The organism is Pseudoalteromonas holothuriae, assembly GCF_945859825.1.
GTDB lineage: Bacteria > Pseudomonadota > Gammaproteobacteria > Enterobacterales > Alteromonadaceae > Pseudoalteromonas > Pseudoalteromonas holothuriae.
Genome location: NZ_CAMAPC010000020.1, coordinates 43,299 through 66,653, shown reverse-complemented (window position 1 = coordinate 66,653; position 23,355 = coordinate 43,299). Strand labels below are relative to the sequence as shown.

Here is a 23,355-nt window from a genome sequence, read left to right as displayed (position 1 = left end):
ACGATTAAGTGAATTAACAGCAAACAGAGTATGCATTTGACCAAAGCTATGTTAATGACTAACTTTACGATTAAGTAAAATTTTATTCTCTTGTATGTCCAATATTACCATTTCAAGAGAATTGCAGTCATTCAGAGGTCCAGTGTGACGTCTAAAGTAATCTGGCTCATCCTATGTGTAATGCTTTTTGCGCATATACACTGTGTGTACGCACAAGATGATTTGTTTGATTTATCTTTGGAAGACTTAGCCAACTTTCAGGTGAATACAGCATCATTACGTAATCAAAGTAGGGCGCAAGCCCCCTCAAAAGTCACGCTTATTACCCAAGATATTATTCAAAAAAGAAACTATCGTTATTTGGCCGATTTACTCAAAGACTTGCCCGGTGTTCGATTGTCTTTATATTCATCGTCGGTGGACTCTGGCTCTTCTCAATTAATTGTTAGAGGTATTACAGGGAACAACAAGTTAGTGTTAATGTGGAATGGCCAGCGCCTAAACCACCCTGATGCGCAACCTTTACATATTACTCCTTATCTTTACCCATTAGAGAATATTGAAAAAGTTGAAGTCGTTTATGGCTCTACATCAGCAATTTATGGCAGTGACACTATCAGTATGAGTATCAATCTTATTTCTGCGGATACATTTGAAGAGCATGCCTTTTCAACTAATATAGCAAGCGGTCGCTATAAAGAGCAACGTGCTACTGTGGCATATCAAGGCAGTTACAAAGGCCTAACCAGCGAGTTTATCTTTGATTGGTTCAACACTGATGGCGTAGACTTTTCAAGTTTTGATGAGTTTTATAGCCAGTATCCTTTAGCTTCAGGCGTAGACGCACCGCTGTTGGACTTTCCAAAACAACAAAGAGCACCATATTATAACCCAGGTGAGCACGCTTTTACGGCTCGCGCTAGATTTGCCATTGACGATTGGGCATTTCAGACATATTACCAAAGCTTTAAAACCCAAACGCAAACTGGCTGGTCACCTATCATTTATGAGTCAAATAACAGCTCAGGGCAATATCATTTTGTTCAAAAGGGGTTTTACCTAACCCATAAACATACTTTTTCAAACGATGTTACTTTAGAGTCATCATTGGAGCATACTCGAAATAAACTTAATCCCGATTCTCACTGGAATAGGCCCAATGCCTTTCCCTTTTTACAATACAGCGCTGCGCTGGAGCCTAGGGGAGTTGGCACAAAAACTTATAAGCTAAACTATGGTAAACGGTTAAAGTTAGAAGAACGATTATTCTTCAGCGCTTTTGACAATCAACTACATACTGTGGCGGGTATTTCTTATACCCATGTAGATATGTTGCCAAAATCTGGCAATCTTGATTTCCCTGGTATCTATAGCCAAGCAACATCTCAAGTAGATCCGGTGAACTTTCATGATTTAAGTGAGCACAATTTAGGCCTTTTTATTCAAACACAATATGACTATTCAAGTGCTTTTTCAATAACAGCTGGTGGGCGTTTTGACGACCAAAGTCGTTATGGCAATACTTTTAACCCTAGGTTTGTGATTAACTATGAAAATAAGCCACAAAAGTGGTTCGTAAAGGGGATTTACAGTACGAGTTATCTGGCACCCGCAGCATTTTTTACTTTTGATACTTTCATTGTTCCCAGAACATCTCAACAAGTGCCAAACTTGAATCTAAAACCGGAGGAAACAACAAGCTATGAAATAAATATGGGTAAAACCTTTAAATACTTTGCACTAGAGGGTTCAATTTATCACACTAAAGTTGAAAATTTGATACGGCAAAGACAAGTTAAGTCAATACAAAACCTCACAGATGAGCTGGGTAATTACACTTTTATCACGACGCATACAATAAATGCAGGCAACACAGAAATCACTGGTCTAACGCTTGAAGCCAAGACCGTAATAAACAATCAAATTATGCCGTATATTTCATACACGTTGGTAAATGGTAGTACCCAAGATACCGGTAATGCTGGGCAGCAGTATGACCTTATTCATGCGCCACAACATCAAATTAAACTTGGGTTTGATAGCCAGTGGCTTGATGATAAGTTAACTATTTATGCTCAGGCACATTACTTTGGCAAAGCCCCGTTACACCCAGATAATTATCGCCGACCAGCGATAGATAATAATGGGCAACAATTTGAAATGGCAGATTACTGGTTAATTGAGCTTGGCGCTCGTTATAAATTTAATCGTCATGTGAGTGTGTATTTTGATGTTAGTAATACGATGGATAAACACTATGAGCAACCAATTGTAGGACAAGAAACCTCTGACTGGACAAGAATAGCGGTAACTCCAGGCGTGCCAAGACAGTACTTTTTGGGAGTAGAAGTACACTTTTAAATTTACTGAGGACATAAATAGCCACCTACCTCAGTAAGTGGCTATTTTCATATTCACAATCAGCTAGGCTGTTTAATTCTAAATACTAAACAGTACATAACGGGTACCACAATCAACGTTAATACTGTAGCAAACCCTAAACCAAACATAATTGTTACTGCCATCGACTTAAAAAATACATCAAATAGCAAAGGGATCATGCCCAATATGGTAGTAATGGCCGCCATTGAAACAGGTCTAACACGACTTACTCCTGAATCAAATACTGCATCATAAGGCGATTTACCTTGTGCTAACTCAAGATTGATCTGGTCAATAAGTACAATGCCATTTTTAATTAGCATTCCTGATAAACTTAATAGGCCCAGTAGAGCCATAAAACTAAATGGGGCATTCAGAGCAACTAAACCCGCAGTTACACCAATAATTGCCAGTGGTACTGTTGACCAAATAACTAATGGTTGTTTCAGTGAATTAAAAAGTAACACTGTAATCATAAACATAGCTAAATAACCAATTGGTAACGAACCAAATATTGCTTTTTGTGCTTTAGATGAAGACTCAAATTCTCCTCCCCATTGCATTTCGTATCCATGAGGTAATTCAATGTGCTCAATATCACTGCGTACCCTTGCAAATAACTTGGCAGGTGTTTCATCACCAATCACGTCATGATCGGCCATCACGGTTATTGTGCGTTTGCGGTCACGACGCATGATCAGCGGGTCTTCCCACATGACGTTAAACTCATCTACAACTTGTGTGATTGGTACGTAAACCCCCAAAACAGGGCTAAATATTTGCAAGTCACTCAAGTTTTCGACATTTTTACGCTCTTCTTCGGGTGAACGGGCAACAATGGGTAAAAGCTGTGTGCCATCTCTGTACAAGCCAATTTTGTTACCCGATACGCTAGTTAACAGTAATTCATCAATATCGGTCTTACTGATGCCCAAACGACGTGCTTTTTGTTCATTAAACTCAGGACGCAATACTTTAGTGCGTTGTCGCCAATTGTCTTTAATGTTAAATGCACCCGCATCTTCGGCCAAAATAGATTTTGCTTGCGCAGCAAGTTGACGAAGCACAACGGGGTCAGGGCCTGAGAATCGAGCTTCTATTTTTGCATCTGTCGATGGGCCAATTTCCATGCGTTTTATCTTAAGTGCACCTGCAAGTACATTTTCACGTTCAAACTCTCGCAGTTTGGCAATCATCGTTGTTACGGCCTCTCGATTGCTCACGCGAACAATAATTTGACCGTATGCTGCGTATTGCTTTTCTGGTGCGTAGGTCAACATAAAGCGTGGTGCACCTTGGCCTATCGTAGTTGTCACTTCTTCAACTAAAGTATCTTGTAGTAAAAAAGACTCAATAGTTGCGAGGTTGTCGGCCGTACTTCGTATATCTGCTCCTTGGTAGTGCCAATAGTCAACGTAAAACATTGGAGTATTTGATGCTGGGAAAAACGATTGTTTAACTGACTTAAAGCCAATCACAGACGCTGCCAAAAGAGCAAGCATAAGTATAATTGTCATAGCCCGATGTTTTAATGAAAAAGACAGCATTGCTTTATAAACATTAAAAATAATGCCTTTGTATGGATCTTCAGTACTATCTGAGGATGACTGGTTAGAAGCCTTAAACAGCTTATCAGCAAAAAATGGTGTGAGTGTGATTGCTGTTACCCAGCTTAATAATAAAGAAATTAATAAAACCCAAAACAGCGAGCCTGCAAATTCCCCACTGGCATCACTACTTAAGCCAATTGGCGCAAAGGCCGTGATACCAATCACTGTCGCACCTAATAACGGCCACTTAGTTTGTTCAACAATGTTCACCGCAGCTTGCAGCTTGCTTTGTCCGCGCTTTAGATTTATCAGTATGCCCTCTGTCACCACAATGGCGTTATCCACCAGCATACCGAGCGCAATGATCAAAGCCCCCAAAGAAATGCGCTGCAAATCAATTGCAAATATCTTCATAAAAATAAATGTGCCTAAAACAGTCAGTAATAATACGGCACCTATTAATAAACCACTTTTAACGCCCATAAATAGCAGTAATACTACAATGACGATTGCAACGGCTTCGAGCAAACTAACTATAAAGCCATTTACTGACTTTTCTACTTCATTAGGCTGATGATAAACGTTGTTAATTTCTATACCGTGAGGGCGTTGGTACTCTAATGAATTTAGATGTTTATTTATAGCGTTACCGATATCGACCACATTGACGCCTGAACTAAACGAGACCCCAACTAGCAATGAACGCTGTTGGTTATAACGGGTAATATGGCTTGGAATTTCAGCATACTCTCGGCTTACTTTGGCAACATCTCCAAGATAAATTAATTCTTTTTCACCTGCTTTAGATATCAATAAATGTTCAAGTTCAGTGACATCTTGAAATTCCCCCGTTGGGTGCAAACGAATAGATTCATCAGCAACACGGATCTTACCGGCATTTGATACACTATTTTGTGACTGTAATAAGCCAAAAATATAAGAGGGTGCAATACCAAGCTGTGACAGCTTTTGTGTTGAAATTTCAACGATTACTTGTGCTTGTTGTTCACCAGCTACTGTGACTTTGCTCACACCATCAACCAGTACTAACTCACGCTTTAAGTAATCAACATAATCCTTTAATTCGTCATATGAATAACCATCGCCAGTTACGGCATACATAACACCATACACATCCGCAAAATCGTCTATTACTTTGGGCGTATATACTCCAGGTGGCAAGCTCGGTTTAAGGTCGTTAATTTTACGACGTAGTTCATCCCAAATCTGCTTTAAGTCTTTTTTGCGATAGTTGCTTTTCATTTCTACCGTAATCTGCGATTTACCTGCAGAAGAAATAGATGTCACATAATCTACGTAAGGAAGTTGTTGAATTGCGTTTTCAATCACAAAAGTAACTTCTTCTTCAACTTGCTGTGGAGAAGCTCCCGGGTAAAGCGTCACAACCATCGCTTTTTTTAAAGTAAATTCAGGGTCTTCTAGCTGACCTAAGCCAAAGTAAGATACAATGCCCGCCATAAGTAACAGTAGCGCGAACATCCAACTAATTACTTTATTTTCAATTGACCACTTAGCTAGACTCATAATTAAAGCCCTCGCTCCTTAGTCCAAGGCCTCACTTTTAGACCTTCTTCTAAATGGTGAACGCCAGCACCGACAATAATTTCACCCCCCGTAAGACCAGATAAAATTTCAATGCTTTGTTGCTGCATTTTACCCACACTGACTGCTTGCTTGGAAACTGTTTGACTACTTTCATCAAATACCCAAACATTAGCGCTATCAGAGGTGGACTCAGTGGTGTGGGAAAATACGGCTGATATCGGCACAAGCAGTTTTTTTGCTGGAGAGTGTGTTATTTTACTGCGGTCAATATACACATGGCCTGTCATGCCTGCGAACAAATTAAAATCTTCAGGGATCGGTAGAGTAAATACCACTTTATAGCTTAATGTAGCTGGATCTGCTTGTGTATCCCACTCTTTTATAGTTAGCTCATATGACTTATCAGGATACCCATCAAACACCACACTTGGATGGTAATCTAACTCTTTGTCGACCCGAGCGACTAGTTTTTCAGGTACTTGAATTACCACATCCATCATGTCTCGGGTTTCTAAACGGAGGATATTTTGCTTTGCCACAACATTTTCAAAGTTTTTCACAAATACTTTCGCAATAGTGCCACTAAAAGGTGCTCGTAATTCACTATTTTGTAAATTTGTTTGCGCAATTTTAAGTGCAGACTCTGCAACTTGTTTGTTTGCCAACGCCTGATCATACTCTGATTTACTTGCTATCGATTTCTGGTATAGAGAATTGACGCGTGCTAATTGAGATGAGGCAAGCTCATATTGTGCTTTGCGCTGCTCTAGCTGTAAAAGGAAATCTTCAGGGTCAAGTTTGGCAAGAAGTTGCCCTTTAACAACTTCTTGTCCTGCTAACACTGGAAACGCCATGAGTTCTCCATTGACTCTAAAAGCCAGATAAGATCCTTGATTAGCAACCACTTCAGCAGGAAAGTTTCTAATATCACTAAACTCACTATTGGCTACAGTGACAAGTTTTACAGGCCGAACAATTTCTCGTTCATTTTGAGGTTGTTTACTTTCTTGGCAGCCAGTTAACAATATCAGCACGGTCACTATTGCGGCTATTCTTTGCATGTAAAAACTCCATCTACGTTGTAGGTAAAAACTTATGCTGCAGAATATATAAAATCAATATAAAATAAAAATTATATAATATTAGATTCTATATAAATTTTTATTATGAAGATTGCTGATTTAGAGATTCTACATGCTGTTGCCAAGACCCATAGTCTAAGTGAGGCCGCATTGCGATTACATAGAACGCAGCCCGCTGTTACTCAAGCACTGAAAAGGCTTGAAGAACAGTTAGGTTTTAAAATTGTAAATCGAGATAATTATCGTGTAACGCTGACTCAAGAAGGACGAAGATTTTGTGATGAATCAGCAAAACTGCTCGTTTTTCGAGATGACTTGCACATTCTTGCCAAAGAGTTTTCTGCAGGCAATGAAGCTCAGTTTAATATTTGCTACGAGCCTCTGTGTTATCAAGCTCAGTACAATGACGTGATCAGTGATATATTTAAACAGTTTAAGCACACTGAAATGGCAATAACTAGCGGTAAACGTTTTGTCGCTCTGGAGCAAGTTAATAATGCAGATGCTGATTTGGGAATTGGGCCATGGTTTGATTTGTTTCATGCAACGGGTGATTTAGAGTCTATTGCAATTGGTGATATTCATCTTGGCTTGGTTGCTAAAAAAGGGTTGCTTCCCACGAAGCTCTGTTACGAACAACTTGCTAGCTACCCCAGTCTTGCCATGTTTGAAAGTGGATTTAATTTCGATAGTGAACGTCTTGCCTATGCAAAGGGCGCTAACATGATAAAACTAGATGATATTGCGTCTATAAAATCATTTTTACTAACAGGTACCGGTTTTGCAATGATTAGCCTCAGCCATTGTCAAGCAGAACTTGATGCTGGATTACTAGAACAAATAGAGGTATTAGACCGACAATGTACGTTTACGGCCAAAATACATGCCTTTAGAAAACAAGTTCGACATCACGGGCCTGTTGCACGTGCTATTTGGCAAAAATTTCAAAAAATAGGTGCGCAATATGCAAAACAATAAAAACCCTATTGATACTGCTTTTAAAGAGCGTATATACACCTTAATCGGTTCTATACCCATGGGAAAGGTCGCGGCGTATGGTCAATTGGCAAGGCTTGCAGGCGCCCCAAATCAATCAAGAGCAGTTGGAAGGTTGCTAAAAAACCTGCCAGCTAAAAGTACGCTGCCATGGCATCGTGTAATAAATAGCCAAGGTAAAATTTCTTTTTCAATAGAAAGCGAAAAATACCAGCAACAACGTAAGTTGTTAACAGCAGAGGGGGTTATATTTAAAAACAATAAAGTCAGCTTAAAAACTTATCAGTGGCTAGCATAACGTTGATCGTTAATTTATAGCTATACGTAACTAACTACATATATTTTTTAACCGTAGGTAGTTATGATTCGAGCTATATTTCCGTTACCCGTTTTTCTTCTTCCGGGCGGATATACCAAACTAAGAATATTTGAGCCTAGATATCTGAGTATGGTAGGAGAGGCGCTCAAGCGTGACCATGGGTTTGTTATCTGCAAACCCAGTGAGGATGAACAATTAGACATTACCAACGAAGGTATTTATGTGCGAATAGTCGATTTTTCACAAGATCAAAATGGTCAATTGCTGGTCGATGTACACGCGCAGCACCGAGTTCATATTAAATTGCCATTTCAAAATAATCAAAGTCTTACATACGCTACCATTTCTGAATTTAGTGGGCCGCTTTGGAAACATTCCGATGACACCGTATCTCATTTTACCAGTGAGATGGGTGAAATGTTATCTCATGTGTTTTATCAACATCCGCAAATTGATGCTTTATATCAAGAAAAGCATTTTGAAGATCCGGTCTGGGTTGCAAGTCGTTGGTTAGAGTTATTACCCATAAAAAATTCGGAAAAACATAAGCTTCAGTCATCTGTAAACTTTGAACAAGTCGTTAATTTCCTCCATACTGTTTTATACAAGTCACAGTGATCCATTAGATACGCGTAGACGTATATCTTTTTATCGATAGTCTAAGAAGATATTAAGTTATGGTCGACCAAGTATCCCGATGCGATCCTCATGTAGTCGCGAGAACAAATAAAAGTATGGAACAAGCGCCAACCCAAGCTTTATCTGAAGCGCTATGCAAGGTTGCACAGTTAAGAGACAAACGTGCTTTTGCAATGCTATTTGAATATTTTGCACCAAAAATAAAGCGCTTTGGTATCAAACAATTTGGAAACGAAGCTTTAGCGATGGAACTGGTTCAAGACACTTTAACCACCGTTTGGCGAAAAGCTCATCTATATCACCCTGAAAGAGGTGCTGCAACAACTTGGGTATATACAGTAATGCGTAACGCATCATTTGACGCGTTAAGAAAAATAAAAAGTAATAAAGAAGAGCATTTAAGCGAAGATATTTGGCCTTTATTGCAAGAAGAGCAATCCTCTGAAGACGGGTTCTCGGACCACCTTGAAGATCAAAAGATTCAAGAGCATATTGGCAAGCTTCCTCCTGCACAGCAAGATGTTGTTAAGGGAGTGTATTTTCAACAAATGTCACAAGAACAACTTGCCGAACAATTAGATATTCCTGTAGGCACTGTTAAGTCTAGGTTAAGACTGGCGTTACAAAAGTTAAGAGCAGAAATGGGAGACAGTAATGATTAAGCACCATCCATCAGAGCAGCTACTATCTCAGTACAGCAAAGGTGAATTACCTGCAACACTATGCATGGCAGTTTCTGCACATCTAGATTTTTGTAGCTGTTGCAAAGATAAAGTGGCAGCACTTGAGCTCAACCAAGCAAGTTCCGCTTTTGGAGAGAATGAAGGTACGTCAGATTTAGACGACTTTTCTGATATGTTTGCGCAGATAACGCAAAATGAAGATATATATCAAGCAAAACCGTTTCACAATGAGCCTCTAAGTTACCAAAATAAACGTGTTGTTTTACCGCGTGCAATTGCAAGCTCAAGTAGAAGCAAATTTGTTCAATTAGGAAAGCTTGCGCGTGCACGCTTGAACATAGATGATGGGGAACTTAGGGCAAGTTTGCTACAAATCGACGCAAGTGGCGAGATCCCTCACCATACTCATACAGGTTTTGAACTAACACTTTTACTTGATGGCGAATTTTCAGACGAAAATGGCTCCTATGTGCCGGGCGATTTTATTTGGTTAGATGGTAAACATCATCACCAACCTGTAACAATGGAAGGCTGTTTATGCTTTACTGTTGTCAATAGCGCCCTACACTTTAATAAAGGGCTGAGCAAATTGCTTAACCCAATTGGCAACCTCATTTACTAGGTGTGATCAGATTATGGATAAGCTATCTGAAATAAAAATAGGCATTAGCGCTTGCTTAGCGGGTGACAAAGTACGTTTTGACACCGGACATAAGCGCTCGAACTTTTGTATGGATGACTTTGCAAACCATGTAGAGTACGTAAAATTTTGTCCAGAAGTTGCTGTAGGTTTACCTATACCAAGGCCTACTATTAGGCAGATTAAGGTAGGAGATACCATCAAAGTATGTCGCCCAGATGGCTCTGGTGACGTGGGCCCTAAACTCAATGAATATGGTAAGAAAGTAGCAACTGAGCAAGCAAAACATCTGTCAGGGTTCGTATTTTGCGCAAAAAGCCCGAGTTGCGGCATGGAGCGGGTGAAAATTTATAATGAAGCTGGAACGGGTAATACTTCAGAGGGGGTTGGCTTTTTTGCACAGCAAATTATGGCGCACAATCCGTTACTACCTTGCGAAGAAAATGGACGTTTAAACGACCCGCATTTACGCGAGAACTTTGTTATGCGTGTATACGTATTTAAAAACTGGCAAAACTTGATTTTGACTCAGATAGGTTTGCATGAGTTAACGCAATTTCATGCCAAACACAAATATTTAGTGATGTCGCATAATTATGAGTCTTACAGGGCGTTAGGCCGTTTTCTTGCTCAATCCTCTGACATGCCAATTGAACAGGTAAAACATGAATATATCGCGGGGCTTATGAAGGCTTTATCTAGTCCCGCATCGCGCAAGAATCAAACCAATACCCTGACGCACCTACAAGGCTATTTTAAAAATAATATTTCTAAGATTGAAAAGCAGGAGCTTTGTGGCGCCATTGATGACTATCGCCAAGGTGTTGTGCCGCTTTGTGTTCCGCTAACATTACTCAAGCATCACTTAACGGTTCATCCAAATGAGTATTTAGCGCAGCAGGTATATTTTGACCCTTATCCAAATGATTTAAGATTAAGGTTTAGCATCTGATGAATCCTATATTTTGGTTTCGACGAGACTTACGCTATTTTGCAAATGAAGCGCTTATCGAAGCAATTGAAAATGGTGCCACAGAGGCACTTTTTTTTGTGTGCCAAAAACAGTGGCAACAACATAATTGTGCCGATATACAAATAGATTTATTAAAACGTCGAGTGGCGTGGCTAGGGCAAGCGTTGTGTGCATATGGCATTCATTTAAATATACTTGAAGTCGATGACTTTTCAGCTATTCCTAAAGCGCTTAAACATTTTTGTGATCAACAAAATACGCAGCTTGTGTATGCCAACGCAGAATATGAACTTAATGAACGACAGCGCGATCAACACTGTATTGATGTAGGTATACAATTAGAACTATTCCATGGCGATTTAATGGCCCCGCCTAAGAGTGTTAGAACTAAAAGTGGTGAAATGTTTAAAGTTTTTACGCCATTTAAAAAGGCATGGTTAAAGCAGTATGAGCAAAGCCATGTTTTTATACCAAGTTGGCCTAAACCAGCATTAAATCAAGCACCAAGCTGGCATGTTCCTGATTGCTTACACAGTGATGGTAGCTCACAGAAGTGGCCTGTAGATGATGATGCGATTGCATCTGTTGCGGCTCATTTTGTAGAGAGTAAATGTCAAGATTACAAATCAGTAAGAGATATTCCAAGCATAAAAGGTACTTCAGGGTTGAGCCCGTATTTAGCTCTAGGAATATTGTCTGTAAAGCAACTACTTGCTCAACTTCAGCTTAATTACCCTGATATATTACATACAACAGAGCGGCCTGAATTTTGTTGGGTAAATGAACTTATTTGGCGCGAGTTTTACCGTCATTTAATCATCGAGTTTGCTGATTTATGTAAGCACCATAATTTCAATGCTAAATATAATGCAGTTGCTTGGCGATATGATAAGCAGCAGTTTCAGGCATGGTGTGAAGGGAAAACGGGCTATCCGCTTGTTGACGCAGCAATGCGTCAGTTAAACCAAACAGGGTGGATGCACAATCGCTTACGGATGGTGGTTGCAAGCTTTTTAACTAAACATTTATTAATTGATTGGCGCTGGGGTGAAAAGTATTTTATGCAAAAACTCATAGATGGAGATTTTGCAAGTAACAATGGCGGTTGGCAATGGGCTGCAAGTACAGGCTGTGATGCACAACCCTATTTTCGGATATTTAATCCTATCACTCAAAGTAAAAAGTTTGATCCGCAAGGAGATTTTATCCGTAAGTATGTACCTGAGTTGGAGAGTGTACCAATTAAATACTTGCACTTTCCTCATGACTATTTAGCTTCGACTCAAAGTACTCATTACGTGTCACCGATTGTTGACCATAAAGAGGCAAGAGAACGGGCTTTAGCAGCATTCAAGGTTTAATAAATGCATCACGTAACTGCTCGTTTTATAGATATGTATAATCAACTTAACGCAAATAATTTGGCGCTTTTGCAACAGGTATATCACCGAGATATTCATTTTGTTGACCCCCTACATGATGTGAAGGGCTTATGTGCACTTGAATCTTATTTTGCAAATATGTACGCCAATGTTAGCGCTATTGAATTTAACATTATTGAAACATACGATATTGAAGATCAAGGTTTCGTTTATTGGGAAATGCACTTTAATCATAAGAAACTGAACCGTGGGAAAGATATTCAAGTGAATGGCCACAGCCACCTCAAATTTTGCGATGATAAAATAATTTATCAACAAGATCACTTTGATGCTGCTGCAATGTTGTACAGAAATATTCCGATACTTGGCCATTTAATTCGTTTTATCAATAGACGAGCGGTGAAATAATGAAAAATATCCTCATAACTGGTGCAACTTCAGGAATAGGCCGAGGGCTTGCTGAGTACTATGCTAAAGCGCATACGGTTTATGCTTGTGGTCGAAATGAAGATGCCCTTAATGAGCTTGCAACATTCAACAACATTAACCCTGTCAAACTCGACGTGACTGACATTGGTTCAATCAGCGCTGCATGTGAGCATATTGAAAAGTTAGATATTTTAGTGCTTAATGCGGGCAACTGCGAATACATTGATGATGCCAAACATTTTGACAGTGCGTTGTTTAAACGTGTGATAGATGTCAACTTACTTGCGTTGGCATATTGTTTAGAGGTTTTATTGCCAAAAGTATCTTCTGGCGGTCAGTTAGTCATTGTCAGTTCAAGTGCTGCATTTTTGCCTTTACCGCGAGCACAAGCTTATGGAACTTCAAAAGCGGCAGCCACCTACTTAGCAAAGTCATTGGCTATAGATTTAGCAGACATTGATGTAAGTGTTGTTCATCCAGGCTTTGTAAAAACCCCATTGACCGACAAAAACGATTTCCCAATGCCGCTTGCTGTAACTGTTGAACAAGCAACCATTGCTATCAGCCAAGGGATTGCAAAACGCAATAAAGATATACACTTTCCCAAACGCTTTACCTTCATTCTTAAATTTATACAGCTGTTGCCTTTTGGCGTCTGGCAATTTTTATCTAAAGGAATTAAACGTTGAAAAGAATAGCAATCATAGGTTCTGGTATTTCCGGTATGACAGCCGCCTATTTATTAAGCGATAAATATCAGGTGACGGTGTTTGAGAAAAATGATTATATTGGTGGCCACACCGCCACTGTAGATGTTGAACTGGATGGGCAACAATATGCGCTAGACACTGGTTTTATTGTTTTTAACGATAGAACATATCCTAAATTCGAGAAACTCTTAGCCAAGCTTGGTATTAATCGACAACCCACTCAAATGAGTTTTAGCGTTAAAAACGCTCAAACTGGATTTGAGTATAATGGACATACGCTAACCACATTATTTGCTCAAAAACGCAATCTATTGCGCCCCAAATTTTGGCGGTTACTTTATGATATTGTTAGATTTAACAAGATGTGTAAAGCAATGTATGACAGCCAAGACTTCTCACACTGTAAAACGCTTGGAGAGTTACTTTCGCAACATCACTTTAATGACTTTTTTAAATTGCATTACATTTTACCTATGGGGGCGGCAATTTGGTCAACGAGCATTAAAGAAATGGCTCAGTTTGAAGTCGAGTTTTTTATCAAGTTTTTCTACAACCATGGCTTACTAGATATCACTAACCGTCCGCAATGGTATGTGATACCAGGCGGTTCACGTGAGTACATCAGCCCATTGATTGAGAAGTTTAAGGACAATATTAAGCTCAATGCTGACATTAGCAAGGTCGTTCGCGATGATAAAAGTGTGAAAGTTGTTATGCGCAGTGGCGAAAACTTAGATTTTGATAAGGTCGTGTTTGCATGTCACTCCGACCAAGCGCTCGCGCTCTTGGACAGCCCTAGTGAGGATGAACTATCCGTACTAGGTGCAATTGCTTATACTGCCAATTCAGTCATCTTGCATACAGACCAAAGCATACTTCCTAAAAGACCTGCGGCTTGGGCTAGTTGGAACTATTTATTAGATAAAAATACCGACAAAGCAGCCGTTGTAACCTATCAAATGAATATATTACAAAGCCTACGTAGCCCTAAACCTTTTTGCGTTACTTTAAATCATGACGAAGGCATAGACGAAAGCCAAATTTTACGCCGTTTTACCTACCATCACCCGGTATTTAACCGCAATAGTATTGCTGCACAGAAGCGCAAGCCACTTTTAGATGGTAAGCATCATAGTTATTTTTGCGGTGCTTATTGGTTCAATGGTTTTCATGAAGACGGCGTTCGCAGTGCAGTAGATGTAGCAAAACAGTTAGGAATAGAGTTTTGAGTCAACCACTCAACAGCGCACTTTATATAGGTGATATTCGACATAAACGTTATTTACCAACAGAGCACAAGTTTAAATACCCGCTTTACATGGCATGGATAGATTTAGACGAAATAAATCAGTTAAATGGTATTCACCCGTTATTTGGTACCAAAGGGTTTAAGTTACTTAGCTTCAAACAGCAAGACTATCTTACTAATTATAAAGGTAATTTGCATGACCGTGCCATAGCAGCTAGTCTTGAGTTAGGTTGGAGTGGAAACATCAGTAAAGTAATGATGCTCTGTCAGATGCGCTGCCTAGGGGTTTATTTTAGCCCTGTTAACTTTTATTTTTTTGCTGATGATAATGGGCAATTTCAGCATATGATTGCTGAAGTAAGTAATACGCCTTGGAACGAACGACACTGTTATTTGGTTAAATTGCATCAAAAAGTGAACTTTAAGAAAAGCTTTTCCGTATCTCCATTTATGGATTTAAACATGCATTACCACTGGACAGTTAAAATGGCTGGTCGTATAGCATTGATACACATAGAAAATAAATCCGAAGAGACACTTTTGTTTGATGCAACTTTAAGACTAAAAAAAGAGGCGCTGACAAAAGGTAATGTATCTTCTTTGTTAAAACGATTTCCTGCCATGACTTTGACTATTTTTAAAAGTATTTATTGGCAAGCATTAAAGTTATTCGTAAAAAAAGTGCCTTTTATTGGGCACTCGGGGCATTAATATGGAAAATACATCTTCAATTGAGAGTCAGTTACCTTTATCTTGGTCAGAAAAACTTTTTAGTAAATTGGTCTTTTCTGCATTTGATAGTATTGAAACGGGCCACTTAACTGTACTCATGGCACAGCAAAGGCATGAATTCGGACAGCGTGGCAGCGAGTTGTCATGTACCATTACTATTGTTGATAGTGCAATGTTCAAGTTATTTGCATTAGGGGGGAGTACAGGTGCAGGAGAGGCCTACATAGAAGGCTATTGGCGTTGTTCCAACCTTACTGCATTAATTGAAATTTTTGCTCAAAATCAAGCTCAACTAGACGCATTTGAGCGTAAGTTTGCTTTTGTCACGGGGTTTGTTAACAAGTTAAAGCACGTTAAAAATAAAAACTCAAAGCACGGCTCAAAAAAGAATATTGTTGCCCACTATGACATTGGTAATGATCTGTATAGCTCGTTTTTAAGTGACGAAATGCTATATTCGAGCGCTGTCTACCCCACTGCAGATAGTACTCTAGAACAAGCTCAACAGCACAAATTAAAAACCATCTGTCATCAAATTGACCTACAACCAAATGATACGGTAATAGAAATTGGTACAGGGTGGGGCGCTTTTGCAATATACGCGGCGCAAAACTTTGGATGCCATGTCACAACAACGACTATATCTGATGAACAGTATGAATATGTTTCTAATAAAATTAGAACACTAGACCTTGAAGACAAAGTAACGTTGCTTAAAAAAGATTACAGAGATTTAGAAGGACGTTATGACAAACTAGTATCGATTGAAATGATTGAAGCCGTCGGACATGACTATTTACCAAGCTTTTTTAAAAAATGCGATTCGCTATTAAAAGACGATGGTGCAATGCTGATCCAAGCCATTACGATTGCTTGTCAACGCTATGCTCATTACCTGAAACAATCAGATTTTATTCAACAGTATATTTTTCCTGGGGGTTGTTTGCCGTCCATCACAGAGCTGAATAAGCAAATATGTGCAAACACTTCAATGGTAGTTCACAATATCAGTGATATTGGGTTGCATTATGCAAGAACGCTTAATGATTGGTATATGCGTTTCAAACAGGCTTGGCCGCAGTTGGATCATAACAAATTTGATCAACGTTTTTATCGCCTTTGGGAATTTTACTTATGCTACTGCGAAGGTGCCTTTAAACAACGCGCTACAAGCACCATCCACTTAGTAGCAAGGAAGCCTCGTTATGTATCGTCACGCTGCAACAATACGCTTAGTTATTAATTTTGCGCTGTTTCAGCTTTGCTGGTTATTAGCATTTTTTTTCCAAGCCCAAGCTGTGTGGGCTATGTTATTAATTTGCATAGCTTTATTTTTTTCTCATGAAAAGTATTTGAAGCAATTACTGCTACTCGCAGCTTGTTTGCCAATAGGTATAGGGCTTGAAGTTTTTGCAAGTTATAGCAGCCTGATAGTCCATCCTCATGGTACAGTGCCGAGTTGGCTTATTATTTTATGGATTGCGTTTATATTAACGTTTGATAGCTCTTTAAAACGCCTGTTTGCTTTGCCAAAATACTTAGGCTCAGTGGTTTTTGCTCTATTCGCTCCGATAAGCTATATAACTGCCGCTAACTTCGGTATTTTTGACATTATAATGCCAATTGAGACGTTTTATCTTGCCTTTAGTATGCTGTGGCTGATTTGTACTTTATTTATTATCAGAATTTATGATTGGTTATTAATCAAAAGATAATTTATCACTGTTAAGGTATTGCGAAAAGCACAAACGCTTGCTAGTTTGTAGATGCTTGGTTAGTGTTACGCAAAAGCGTCATGAAAGCGCGCCATTCCTAGCTTTTATTAATTTTTGGCTAAATATTTCAGGAAATGGTTGCACATCTAACCAAAATGCATAAACATAGGTTTTGCTTAGGCAAAATATAAAATGAATAGGAATCTAATAATGAATAAAGCTCAACTAGTTGAAAAGATGGCAGCAGATGCTGAAATTTCTAAAGCGGCAGCAGCTCGCGCCCTTGAAGCATTTACTGGTGCTGTAACCACGTCTTTGAAAGACGGTGATTCTGTTGCACTGGTTGGTTTTGGTACATTCTCAGTTAAAGAGCGTGCGGCACGTACTGGCCGTAACCCACAAACAGGTGCTGAAATCCAAATCGCAGCGGCGAATATCCCAAGCTTTAAAGCTGGTAAAGGTTTAAAAGATCAAGTTAATCCTTAATCCGATTATATAGTTTAAATAACAAAGGGACTGATATGGTCCCTTTGTTTTATACTAACTTTATCTTTATCAAAACACTATCTATACTAGCCTTTTAATGCTTTATCTCCTCGACCAATGCCTACCGCGCCAGATCGAACAAGTTCAATAATGTCACTTTCATGCCTTAGCATGTCTAAAAACGACTCTAATCGCTCAGCATTGCTCAATAGCTGCAATGTATAGCTCTGCTTACCCATATCGATAATCGAGCCTTGATATACGTCTGCGATACGCGTAACAGCAGCTCGTGTGGCTTCGTCTTTTGCAAACACTTTAACTAATAGTAGTTCTCTTTCTATGTGTGGTACTTCCGTCAAATCAATGATTTTAAGTACATCGACCAACTTGTTCACTTGCTTTGTAATTTGCTCAACTACTCGGTCATCACCATGCGTAGTAATAGTAATACGCGATAACGTGTTATCTGCAGTCGTACCAACAGTCAAGCTATCTATGTTATAAGCTCGCTGTGAGAATAGTCCTACTATACGTGACAAAGAACCAGGTTCATTTTCTAATAAAATACTTAAAATTCTGCGCATTATGCTTTTACTCCCTTTTTAAGCCACATCTCGTCAATTGCGCCCAGTTTAATTTGCATTGGATACACATGTTCATTTTCATCTACAAGAATGTCTAAAAAGACTAACCTGTCGGTGATTGAAAACGCTTTTTCTAATGCTGCGTCTAATTGATCTGGATGATCGACTCTTATACCAATGTGTCCGTAACTCTCTGCCAGAGCAACAAAGTCAGGTAAAGATTCCATGTATGAACTGGCATGTCTGCCGTCATACATCATATCTTGCCACTGCCTTACCATCCCTAAAGATCGATTGTTCAGCGAAACAATTTTTACCGCCAAGCCATACTGTAAACAGGTAGACAATTCTTGAATATTCATTTGAATAGAACCATCACCTGTTACACATACAACATGATGATCAGGGTATGCCAACTTTACGCCCATCGCAGCTGGTAAACCAAACCCCATCGTGCCTAAACCCCCAGAGTTTATCCATTGTCTTGGGTTTTTAAACGGGTAGTATTGCGCGGCAAACATTTGGTGTTGTCCAACATCAGAGCTAACATAGGCATCACCATTGGTAACTTCATACACTTTTTCAATGACTGTTTGAGGCTTAATAACATCAGTGCCCATATCGTATGATAAGCATTGCTGTTCTCGCCATTGGGTAATTTGCTGCCACCATGCTTCTTGTGCACTTCTATCGATACGACTGCTACTGTTATCTATAGCTACCTGTAATTGGCTTAGTACCGTCGATAAGCATCCAACTACTGGAATATGGGCCTTAATAGTTTTTGAAATAGAAGTAGGGTCAACATCAACATGCACGATTGTCGCATCTGGACAAAATTTTCTAACGTTATTAGTAACTCGGTCATCAAAACGAGCTCCCAATGCCAAGATAACATCGGCCTTAGACATCGCTTTGTTGGCTTCTAAGCTGCCATGCATCCCCAACATACCTATAAAATTAGGGTGTGTTCCGCTAATGCCTCCCAAACCCATTAAAGTGTTTGTAATAGGGGCATTTAATGTTTCAACTAACTCAGTAAGTTGCGCTGATGTATCTGATAAAACAATGCCACCGCCTGAGTAAATAACCAAACGCTGAGCGCCTAAAATTGCTTCAACGGCTTTTTTAATTTGTTTTGGATGGCCTTTGGTACTTGGGTTATACGTACGCATATCCATAGTATCAGGCATAGCGTAGTTAAATTTGAGCTGCGGGTTTAAAATATCTTTTGGTAGCTCAACCACCACAGGCCCTGGTCGACCTGTACTGGCGAGGTAAAATGCTTTAGCGAGTACTGTTGGAATTTGCTGTGCATCCCGACAATTAAAACTATGTTTTACTATGGGCCTTGAACAGCCAACAATATCCGTTTCTTGAAATGCATCATCGCCAATAAGGTTTGACGGTACTTGACCTGATAGCACGACCATAGGAATAGAGTCCATATAAGCCGTCGCTATACCTGTTACACAGTTTGTAGCACCAGGACCCGATGTTGCAAGTACAACACCGACATTACCCGTAGCACGGGCATAGCCATCAGCCATGTGAGTTGCCGCTTGTTCATGGCGAACTAAAATATGCTCAATATCGCTCTGTTGAAAAAGGGCGTCATATAAATCTAAAACTGACCCTCCTGGGTAGCCAAATATGTATTCCACCTTTAAAGCTGCAAGTGCTTTTACAACAAGCTCTGAGCCATTGAATTGCTCTTTATTCATCCTCATTCCTCAGTATTGTCTTTACCTGTAGGTTATTTTTTCCAAAAAAAAACCCCGCAAGTTGCGGGGTTAAAGCGTAAATTTGCTCAACACGGCCCCGCTGGACTCAAAGATAAGACCAGGACTTGCACATGTAGATTAGATAAAATACGTTTCATTTTTGGTTTACTGTTAACTTTTTTTTATATACGAGCTTCATTAAATGTCGTTTTAAGACTTATGTCAAGAGGAGTTAGTGGTATGTGCATAAAAAACGCAAATTTTAAAAATATTTAGGAGTTTTTTCGAGTTAATAAATAGATACTGTAAGTTGAAGAATTAAATATGCAAATTTAAGTGACTCTATCATAAATTAGGCACACTATTGATTCTGTATAGAGGACTAACAATTGCTAGGGCGTGTTTATCTTTGAGGTATGGACCCTTTTGGCTATGCGCCATTTAGGTATTTTCTACGTTATAACCTAACTTACATAGAATAGCTATGCGACGCAGGTTCAGCCTTGGGGAAACACCCTAAGACTGCTACAAAAACATACAGTAAAGATTATCACGCCCTACATTACGATTTACAAACGTTCAATCACGGCCTGTGTGAAATCAGTTGTACCATGATTACCACCTAAGTCACGCGTAGTACGATCACCAGTTTTGATAACATCAGCCACTGCACTTCTAATACGTTCTGCTGTTTCACCCATTTCTAGGTACTCAAGCATTTGAATTGATGCCAAGATCACAGAAGTTGGGTTAGCAAGGTTCTTACCCGCAATATCAGGAGCACTACCGTGAACCGCTTCAAAAATAGCTGCGTTCTCACCAATGTTTGCACCTGGAGCCATACCTAAACCACCAACAAGACCTGCACACAGATCAGATAGAATGTCACCGAAAAGGTTTGTAGTAACAATTACATCAAACTCTTCTGGGGTCATTACTAATTTCATACAGGTTGCATCTACAATCATCTCGGCAGATTCAATGTCTGGATAACGCTCGCCCACTTCACGCGCTACTTTCAAGAACAAACCTGAGGTTGATTTCAAAATATTTGCTTTATGAACTGCGGTAACCTTCTTACGGCCTTCACGGGTTGCTAATTCATACGCAAAAGTTACGATTTTTTCAGCACCTTCGCGTGTAATTTTTGACATAGCTTCGGCTTCATTGCCGTCATCCGAAACAACCTGACCTAAACCAGAGTACATACCCTGTGTGTTTTCACGTACAGTGATGATATCAATGTCATCATAGCGCGCTTTAGTGCCTTCAAATGACTTTACAGGGCGAACGTTTGCGTAAAGCCCAAACTGTTTGCGCAATGTTACATTAATAGAAGTAAAACCTTCACCTACCGGAGTTGTTAAAGGACCTTTTAAAGTAATCTTGTTTTTTTCAATCACTTCTAGAGTATCTTTAGGAAGTAGCTCACCAGTTTTTTCTAGTGCTGCAAGACCTGCATCTACGAACTCATAGTCGAAATCACACCCTGCTGCATTTAAAATTTCAATTGCAGAGTCAATGATGCTAGGACCTATGCCGTCGCCTTTAATTACGGTAATGGTTTGCTTTGCCATTCTGGTTTTTCCTTTATCAAAAGTATTTGTTACACCATACCCAATGGGCACTACTGAGAAGTTTAGTAAACAAAAAGGGAAGGTGTGTGTTCGCTTGAAAATTTAAGCGCGTTTTATAACAATTTATGCCTACTTATACCAGCAAGGAATTAAAATAAGCCATAAATATCGCTTATGCTTAGTATTAACTCTATTTATTATGTAAATGGCAAGCGAAGTTAGCCATCCAGATTATGTTTACGGCTAATCAATACTACAGCTTGGGCTATGAGCAATAAAAGCATCACAGAAACTTGCAAGAGACTGCCATTGCATCTTTTTAAGTACATCTTCTAATAGCTGTTTTTGCCATGCACTAATAGTTTGCGATTCACCTAATGTATAAATAGCCAGCAACTTAATTGCTATTATATGTCGAGCATCTTCACTTAAAGTTTGCTTATCCTTAGCTTCAGTTTCTAGAAAAGCTTGATGCGTATCAGAGTACTTAAAGTAACTTTCAATGTATGATGTTAATTTAGCTTCACTCAATCGTCCAAAACCAAATAAATGTGCAATCGATATACCTTTGTCTGCGACTTCTTCTGTACAAGGTATAACACGTCGCATTACTGCAGTACTATGCTGATAAAGAATAAAGTAAATTGCTGCTGTAAAGGGGCTTAATAACCTTTCAAACTGTTCGCCTTGGGCATGGCTTAATAGAACCATAATTACTTTATTAATATGATTATATTTGTGCCACACATCATTGGCAAAAGGGTGATGAAGTTCAGAAATTAATGTCTCCAATAGCACCCGTTGGCAAAGTAGCCCTGCGATATCTAAACCAACCATTGTTAAACAATGACGAACTGTCGTTGCTTTTTGGCCCTGACGATTATATTGCCTCGCTGCTACTTGCAGTGCTAGTTTAATCTGTGAAAATGGCGTAATCGCTTTTTCTATTGCCTTAAATTCTAAAAATTGATGTTTACCTAAATCAGAAATAGCTTGCCAAATATCTACTCGTTGGTGCTCGGACATGATTGGTTCTGGCATTTGCTCATTAAACCATATTGAATAGAGCAAAGTTTTATCAGATGTGGAAATAGGTTGATAAAGTGGCGTAAAACGCTTGTTTGTTTTAATCATACCGACTGCGCGGTTATTATCTAACAACACCAATAAATGGCCATTATGAGTAGCAGATAAAATTAACGCGCTTTGCCCTTTATATTTAACCAAGGAACCACCAGGGTACAAAACAATTTGCTTAGCGAGGGCTGACAATGATAGTTGTGCAAATTCATTATGAGTGCCAAGGTATAGTGACTTGATTGCTTGTACAATGGTAAAAGTTTTGACATTCGGTCTAGGTGTAATTGCTTTGGCAATTCGCTTTGCCAATGTGACCAAGATACTTGTATTATCATACAAAGGGAGTGCTTTTTGGCCTGTGATTGCCGTACTATATTTGTCGAGTCGAGATAAGATGCGCTGCATTTGCCCTTGCGGTACATTGGCGCTATCTAGCATTTTAAGAACAAATTGATGACGTAACTGGACTAACTTGCTCTCTTGTTTACTTAACACCGCAGAGCGAGCAATTTTATTGGTTTCATTAGAGCAACACAAATAGTCACTCAAGGCTGCAATCACAAGCTCTTCAGTAAACGCCTCGTTATATCCATTCGCATAGCAGAATGCGCAAACTAATATGCATTGGTTAACTGTTAAATTTGTTGTGTAACCATAATCAGCCGCGTAAAACTGTAAGTGTGCATGCATTGCATTAGGCTGTGTTTGATAACATAAAACAAAACGTTCAGCTAATTGAGTCAGCGTCGGGTAAATCGCTGACCACTTTTGTTTGTTGTAATATAATCTCAGCGCTTGGTGAGTATGTTCAAATAAACGTTTTAGGTGTGTTGGGTTAGGCTTGAAGTCTGACATAG

The 23,355-nt window shown here is 39.3% G+C and carries 21 protein-coding genes; 15 read left to right on the top strand and 6 right to left on the bottom strand.

Going from position 1 to position 23,355, the window contains the following annotated elements; all coding sequences use genetic code 11:
* Nucleotides 1–144: 144 nt before the first annotated feature.
* Nucleotides 145–2,361, top strand: a complete 2,217-nt coding sequence (locus OCI93_RS18165; RefSeq protein ID WP_261626986.1) for a TonB-dependent receptor plug domain-containing protein — start codon at nt 145–147, stop codon at nt 2,359–2,361.
* Between the two features lie 59 nt (nt 2,362–2,420).
* Here the strand turns inward: OCI93_RS18165 and OCI93_RS18160 are convergent, their stop codons facing one another.
* Both OCI93_RS18160 and OCI93_RS18155 read right to left on the bottom strand, forming a co-directional pair.
* A complete protein-coding gene (locus OCI93_RS18160; protein ID WP_261626985.1) occupies nt 2,421–5,477 on the bottom strand; it encodes an efflux RND transporter permease subunit in 3,057 nt (1,018 codons plus the stop codon).
* A 2-nt stretch (nt 5,478–5,479) separates the two neighbouring features.
* A complete protein-coding gene (locus OCI93_RS18155; protein WP_261626984.1) occupies nt 5,480–6,559 on the bottom strand; it encodes an efflux RND transporter periplasmic adaptor subunit in 1,080 nt (359 codons plus the stop codon).
* A gap of 105 nt (nt 6,560–6,664) precedes the next feature.
* Here OCI93_RS18155 and OCI93_RS18150 point away from each other — a divergent pair, with 105 nt between their 5' ends.
* The 14 genes from OCI93_RS18150 to OCI93_RS18085 all read left to right on the top strand — a co-directional run bounded on the left by OCI93_RS18150 (nt 6,665) and on the right by OCI93_RS18085 (nt 17,533).
* Entirely contained in the window at nt 6,665–7,558 is an 894-nt protein-coding gene (locus tag OCI93_RS18150) for a LysR family transcriptional regulator (RefSeq protein WP_261594875.1), read from the top strand.
* The gene (locus OCI93_RS18145; protein WP_261594876.1) at nt 7,545–7,874 is read left to right on the top strand and encodes an MGMT family protein; all 330 of its coding nucleotides are present in this window, start codon (nt 7,545–7,547) and stop codon (nt 7,872–7,874) included. The genes OCI93_RS18150 and OCI93_RS18145 overlap by 14 nt, the downstream gene beginning before the upstream one ends.
* 63 nt (nt 7,875–7,937) lie before the next feature.
* Nucleotides 7,938–8,513: an LON peptidase substrate-binding domain-containing protein gene (locus tag OCI93_RS18140; RefSeq protein WP_261594877.1), complete on the top strand. Its 576-nt coding sequence runs from the start codon at nt 7,938–7,940 to the stop codon at nt 8,511–8,513.
* Between the two features lie 116 nt (nt 8,514–8,629).
* Nucleotides 8,630–9,196, top strand: a complete 567-nt coding sequence (locus tag OCI93_RS18135) for a sigma-70 family RNA polymerase sigma factor (protein WP_410007648.1) — start codon at nt 8,630–8,632, stop codon at nt 9,194–9,196.
* Nucleotides 9,189–9,839: a ChrR family anti-sigma-E factor gene (locus OCI93_RS18130; protein WP_261594879.1), complete on the top strand. Its 651-nt coding sequence runs from the start codon at nt 9,189–9,191 to the stop codon at nt 9,837–9,839. Before OCI93_RS18135 ends, OCI93_RS18130 begins: the two co-directional genes overlap by 8 nt.
* Before the next feature lie 13 nt (nt 9,840–9,852).
* Nucleotides 9,853–10,809, top strand: coding sequence for a YbgA family protein (locus tag OCI93_RS18125; RefSeq protein ID WP_261626983.1), 957 nt, complete (start codon nt 9,853–9,855; stop codon nt 10,807–10,809).
* Nucleotides 10,809–12,191, top strand: a complete 1,383-nt coding sequence (gene phrB, locus OCI93_RS18120; RefSeq protein ID WP_261594881.1) for a deoxyribodipyrimidine photo-lyase — start codon at nt 10,809–10,811, stop codon at nt 12,189–12,191. The genes OCI93_RS18125 and phrB overlap by 1 nt, the downstream gene beginning before the upstream one ends.
* 3 nt (nt 12,192–12,194) lie before the next feature.
* A complete protein-coding gene (locus tag OCI93_RS18115) occupies nt 12,195–12,620 on the top strand; it encodes a nuclear transport factor 2 family protein (RefSeq protein ID WP_261626982.1) in 426 nt (141 codons plus the stop codon).
* A complete protein-coding gene (locus tag OCI93_RS18110; RefSeq protein WP_261594883.1) occupies nt 12,620–13,330 on the top strand; it encodes an SDR family NAD(P)-dependent oxidoreductase in 711 nt (236 codons plus the stop codon). The genes OCI93_RS18115 and OCI93_RS18110 overlap by 1 nt, the downstream gene beginning before the upstream one ends.
* Complete coding sequence (locus OCI93_RS18105; RefSeq protein ID WP_261594884.1) at nt 13,327–14,580, top strand: NAD(P)/FAD-dependent oxidoreductase; 1,254 nt, start codon at nt 13,327–13,329, stop codon at nt 14,578–14,580. Before OCI93_RS18110 ends, OCI93_RS18105 begins: the two co-directional genes overlap by 4 nt.
* The gene (locus tag OCI93_RS18100) at nt 14,577–15,311 is read left to right on the top strand and encodes a DUF1365 domain-containing protein (protein WP_261594885.1); all 735 of its coding nucleotides are present in this window, start codon (nt 14,577–14,579) and stop codon (nt 15,309–15,311) included. Before OCI93_RS18105 ends, OCI93_RS18100 begins: the two co-directional genes overlap by 4 nt.
* A 1-nt stretch (nt 15,312) precedes the next feature.
* Nucleotides 15,313–16,575, top strand: a complete 1,263-nt coding sequence (locus OCI93_RS18095; RefSeq protein ID WP_261594886.1) for an SAM-dependent methyltransferase — start codon at nt 15,313–15,315, stop codon at nt 16,573–16,575.
* Nucleotides 16,538–17,047 (top strand): DUF2878 domain-containing protein, encoded by a 510-nt coding sequence (locus OCI93_RS18090; protein WP_261594887.1) that lies wholly within the window; start codon nt 16,538–16,540, stop codon nt 17,045–17,047. Before OCI93_RS18095 ends, OCI93_RS18090 begins: the two co-directional genes overlap by 38 nt.
* 210 nt (nt 17,048–17,257) lie before the next feature.
* A complete protein-coding gene (locus OCI93_RS18085; protein ID WP_261594888.1) occupies nt 17,258–17,533 on the top strand; it encodes an HU family DNA-binding protein in 276 nt (91 codons plus the stop codon).
* A gap of 86 nt (nt 17,534–17,619) precedes the next feature.
* Here the strand turns inward: OCI93_RS18085 and ilvN are convergent, their stop codons facing one another.
* The 4 genes from ilvN to OCI93_RS18065 all read right to left on the bottom strand — a co-directional run bounded on the left by ilvN (nt 17,620) and on the right by OCI93_RS18065 (nt 23,353).
* Nucleotides 17,620–18,117, bottom strand: coding sequence for an acetolactate synthase small subunit (gene ilvN / locus OCI93_RS18080; RefSeq protein ID WP_261594889.1), 498 nt, complete (start codon nt 18,115–18,117; stop codon nt 17,620–17,622).
* Nucleotides 18,117–19,841 carry an acetolactate synthase 3 large subunit gene (locus OCI93_RS18075; RefSeq protein WP_261626981.1) on the bottom strand — a complete coding sequence of 575 codons (1,725 nt, stop codon included), beginning with the start codon at nt 19,839–19,841 and terminating at the stop codon, nt 18,117–18,119. The genes ilvN and OCI93_RS18075 overlap by 1 nt, the downstream gene beginning before the upstream one ends.
* A 569-nt stretch (nt 19,842–20,410) precedes the next feature.
* On the bottom strand, nt 20,411–21,418 hold the full coding sequence (locus OCI93_RS18070) for an isocitrate dehydrogenase (RefSeq protein WP_261594891.1): 1,008 nt from the start codon (nt 21,416–21,418) through the stop codon (nt 20,411–20,413).
* A gap of 243 nt (nt 21,419–21,661) precedes the next feature.
* Nucleotides 21,662–23,353, bottom strand: a complete 1,692-nt coding sequence (locus tag OCI93_RS18065; RefSeq protein WP_261626980.1) for a hypothetical protein — start codon at nt 23,351–23,353, stop codon at nt 21,662–21,664.
* Nucleotides 23,354–23,355: the final 2 nt, after the last annotated feature.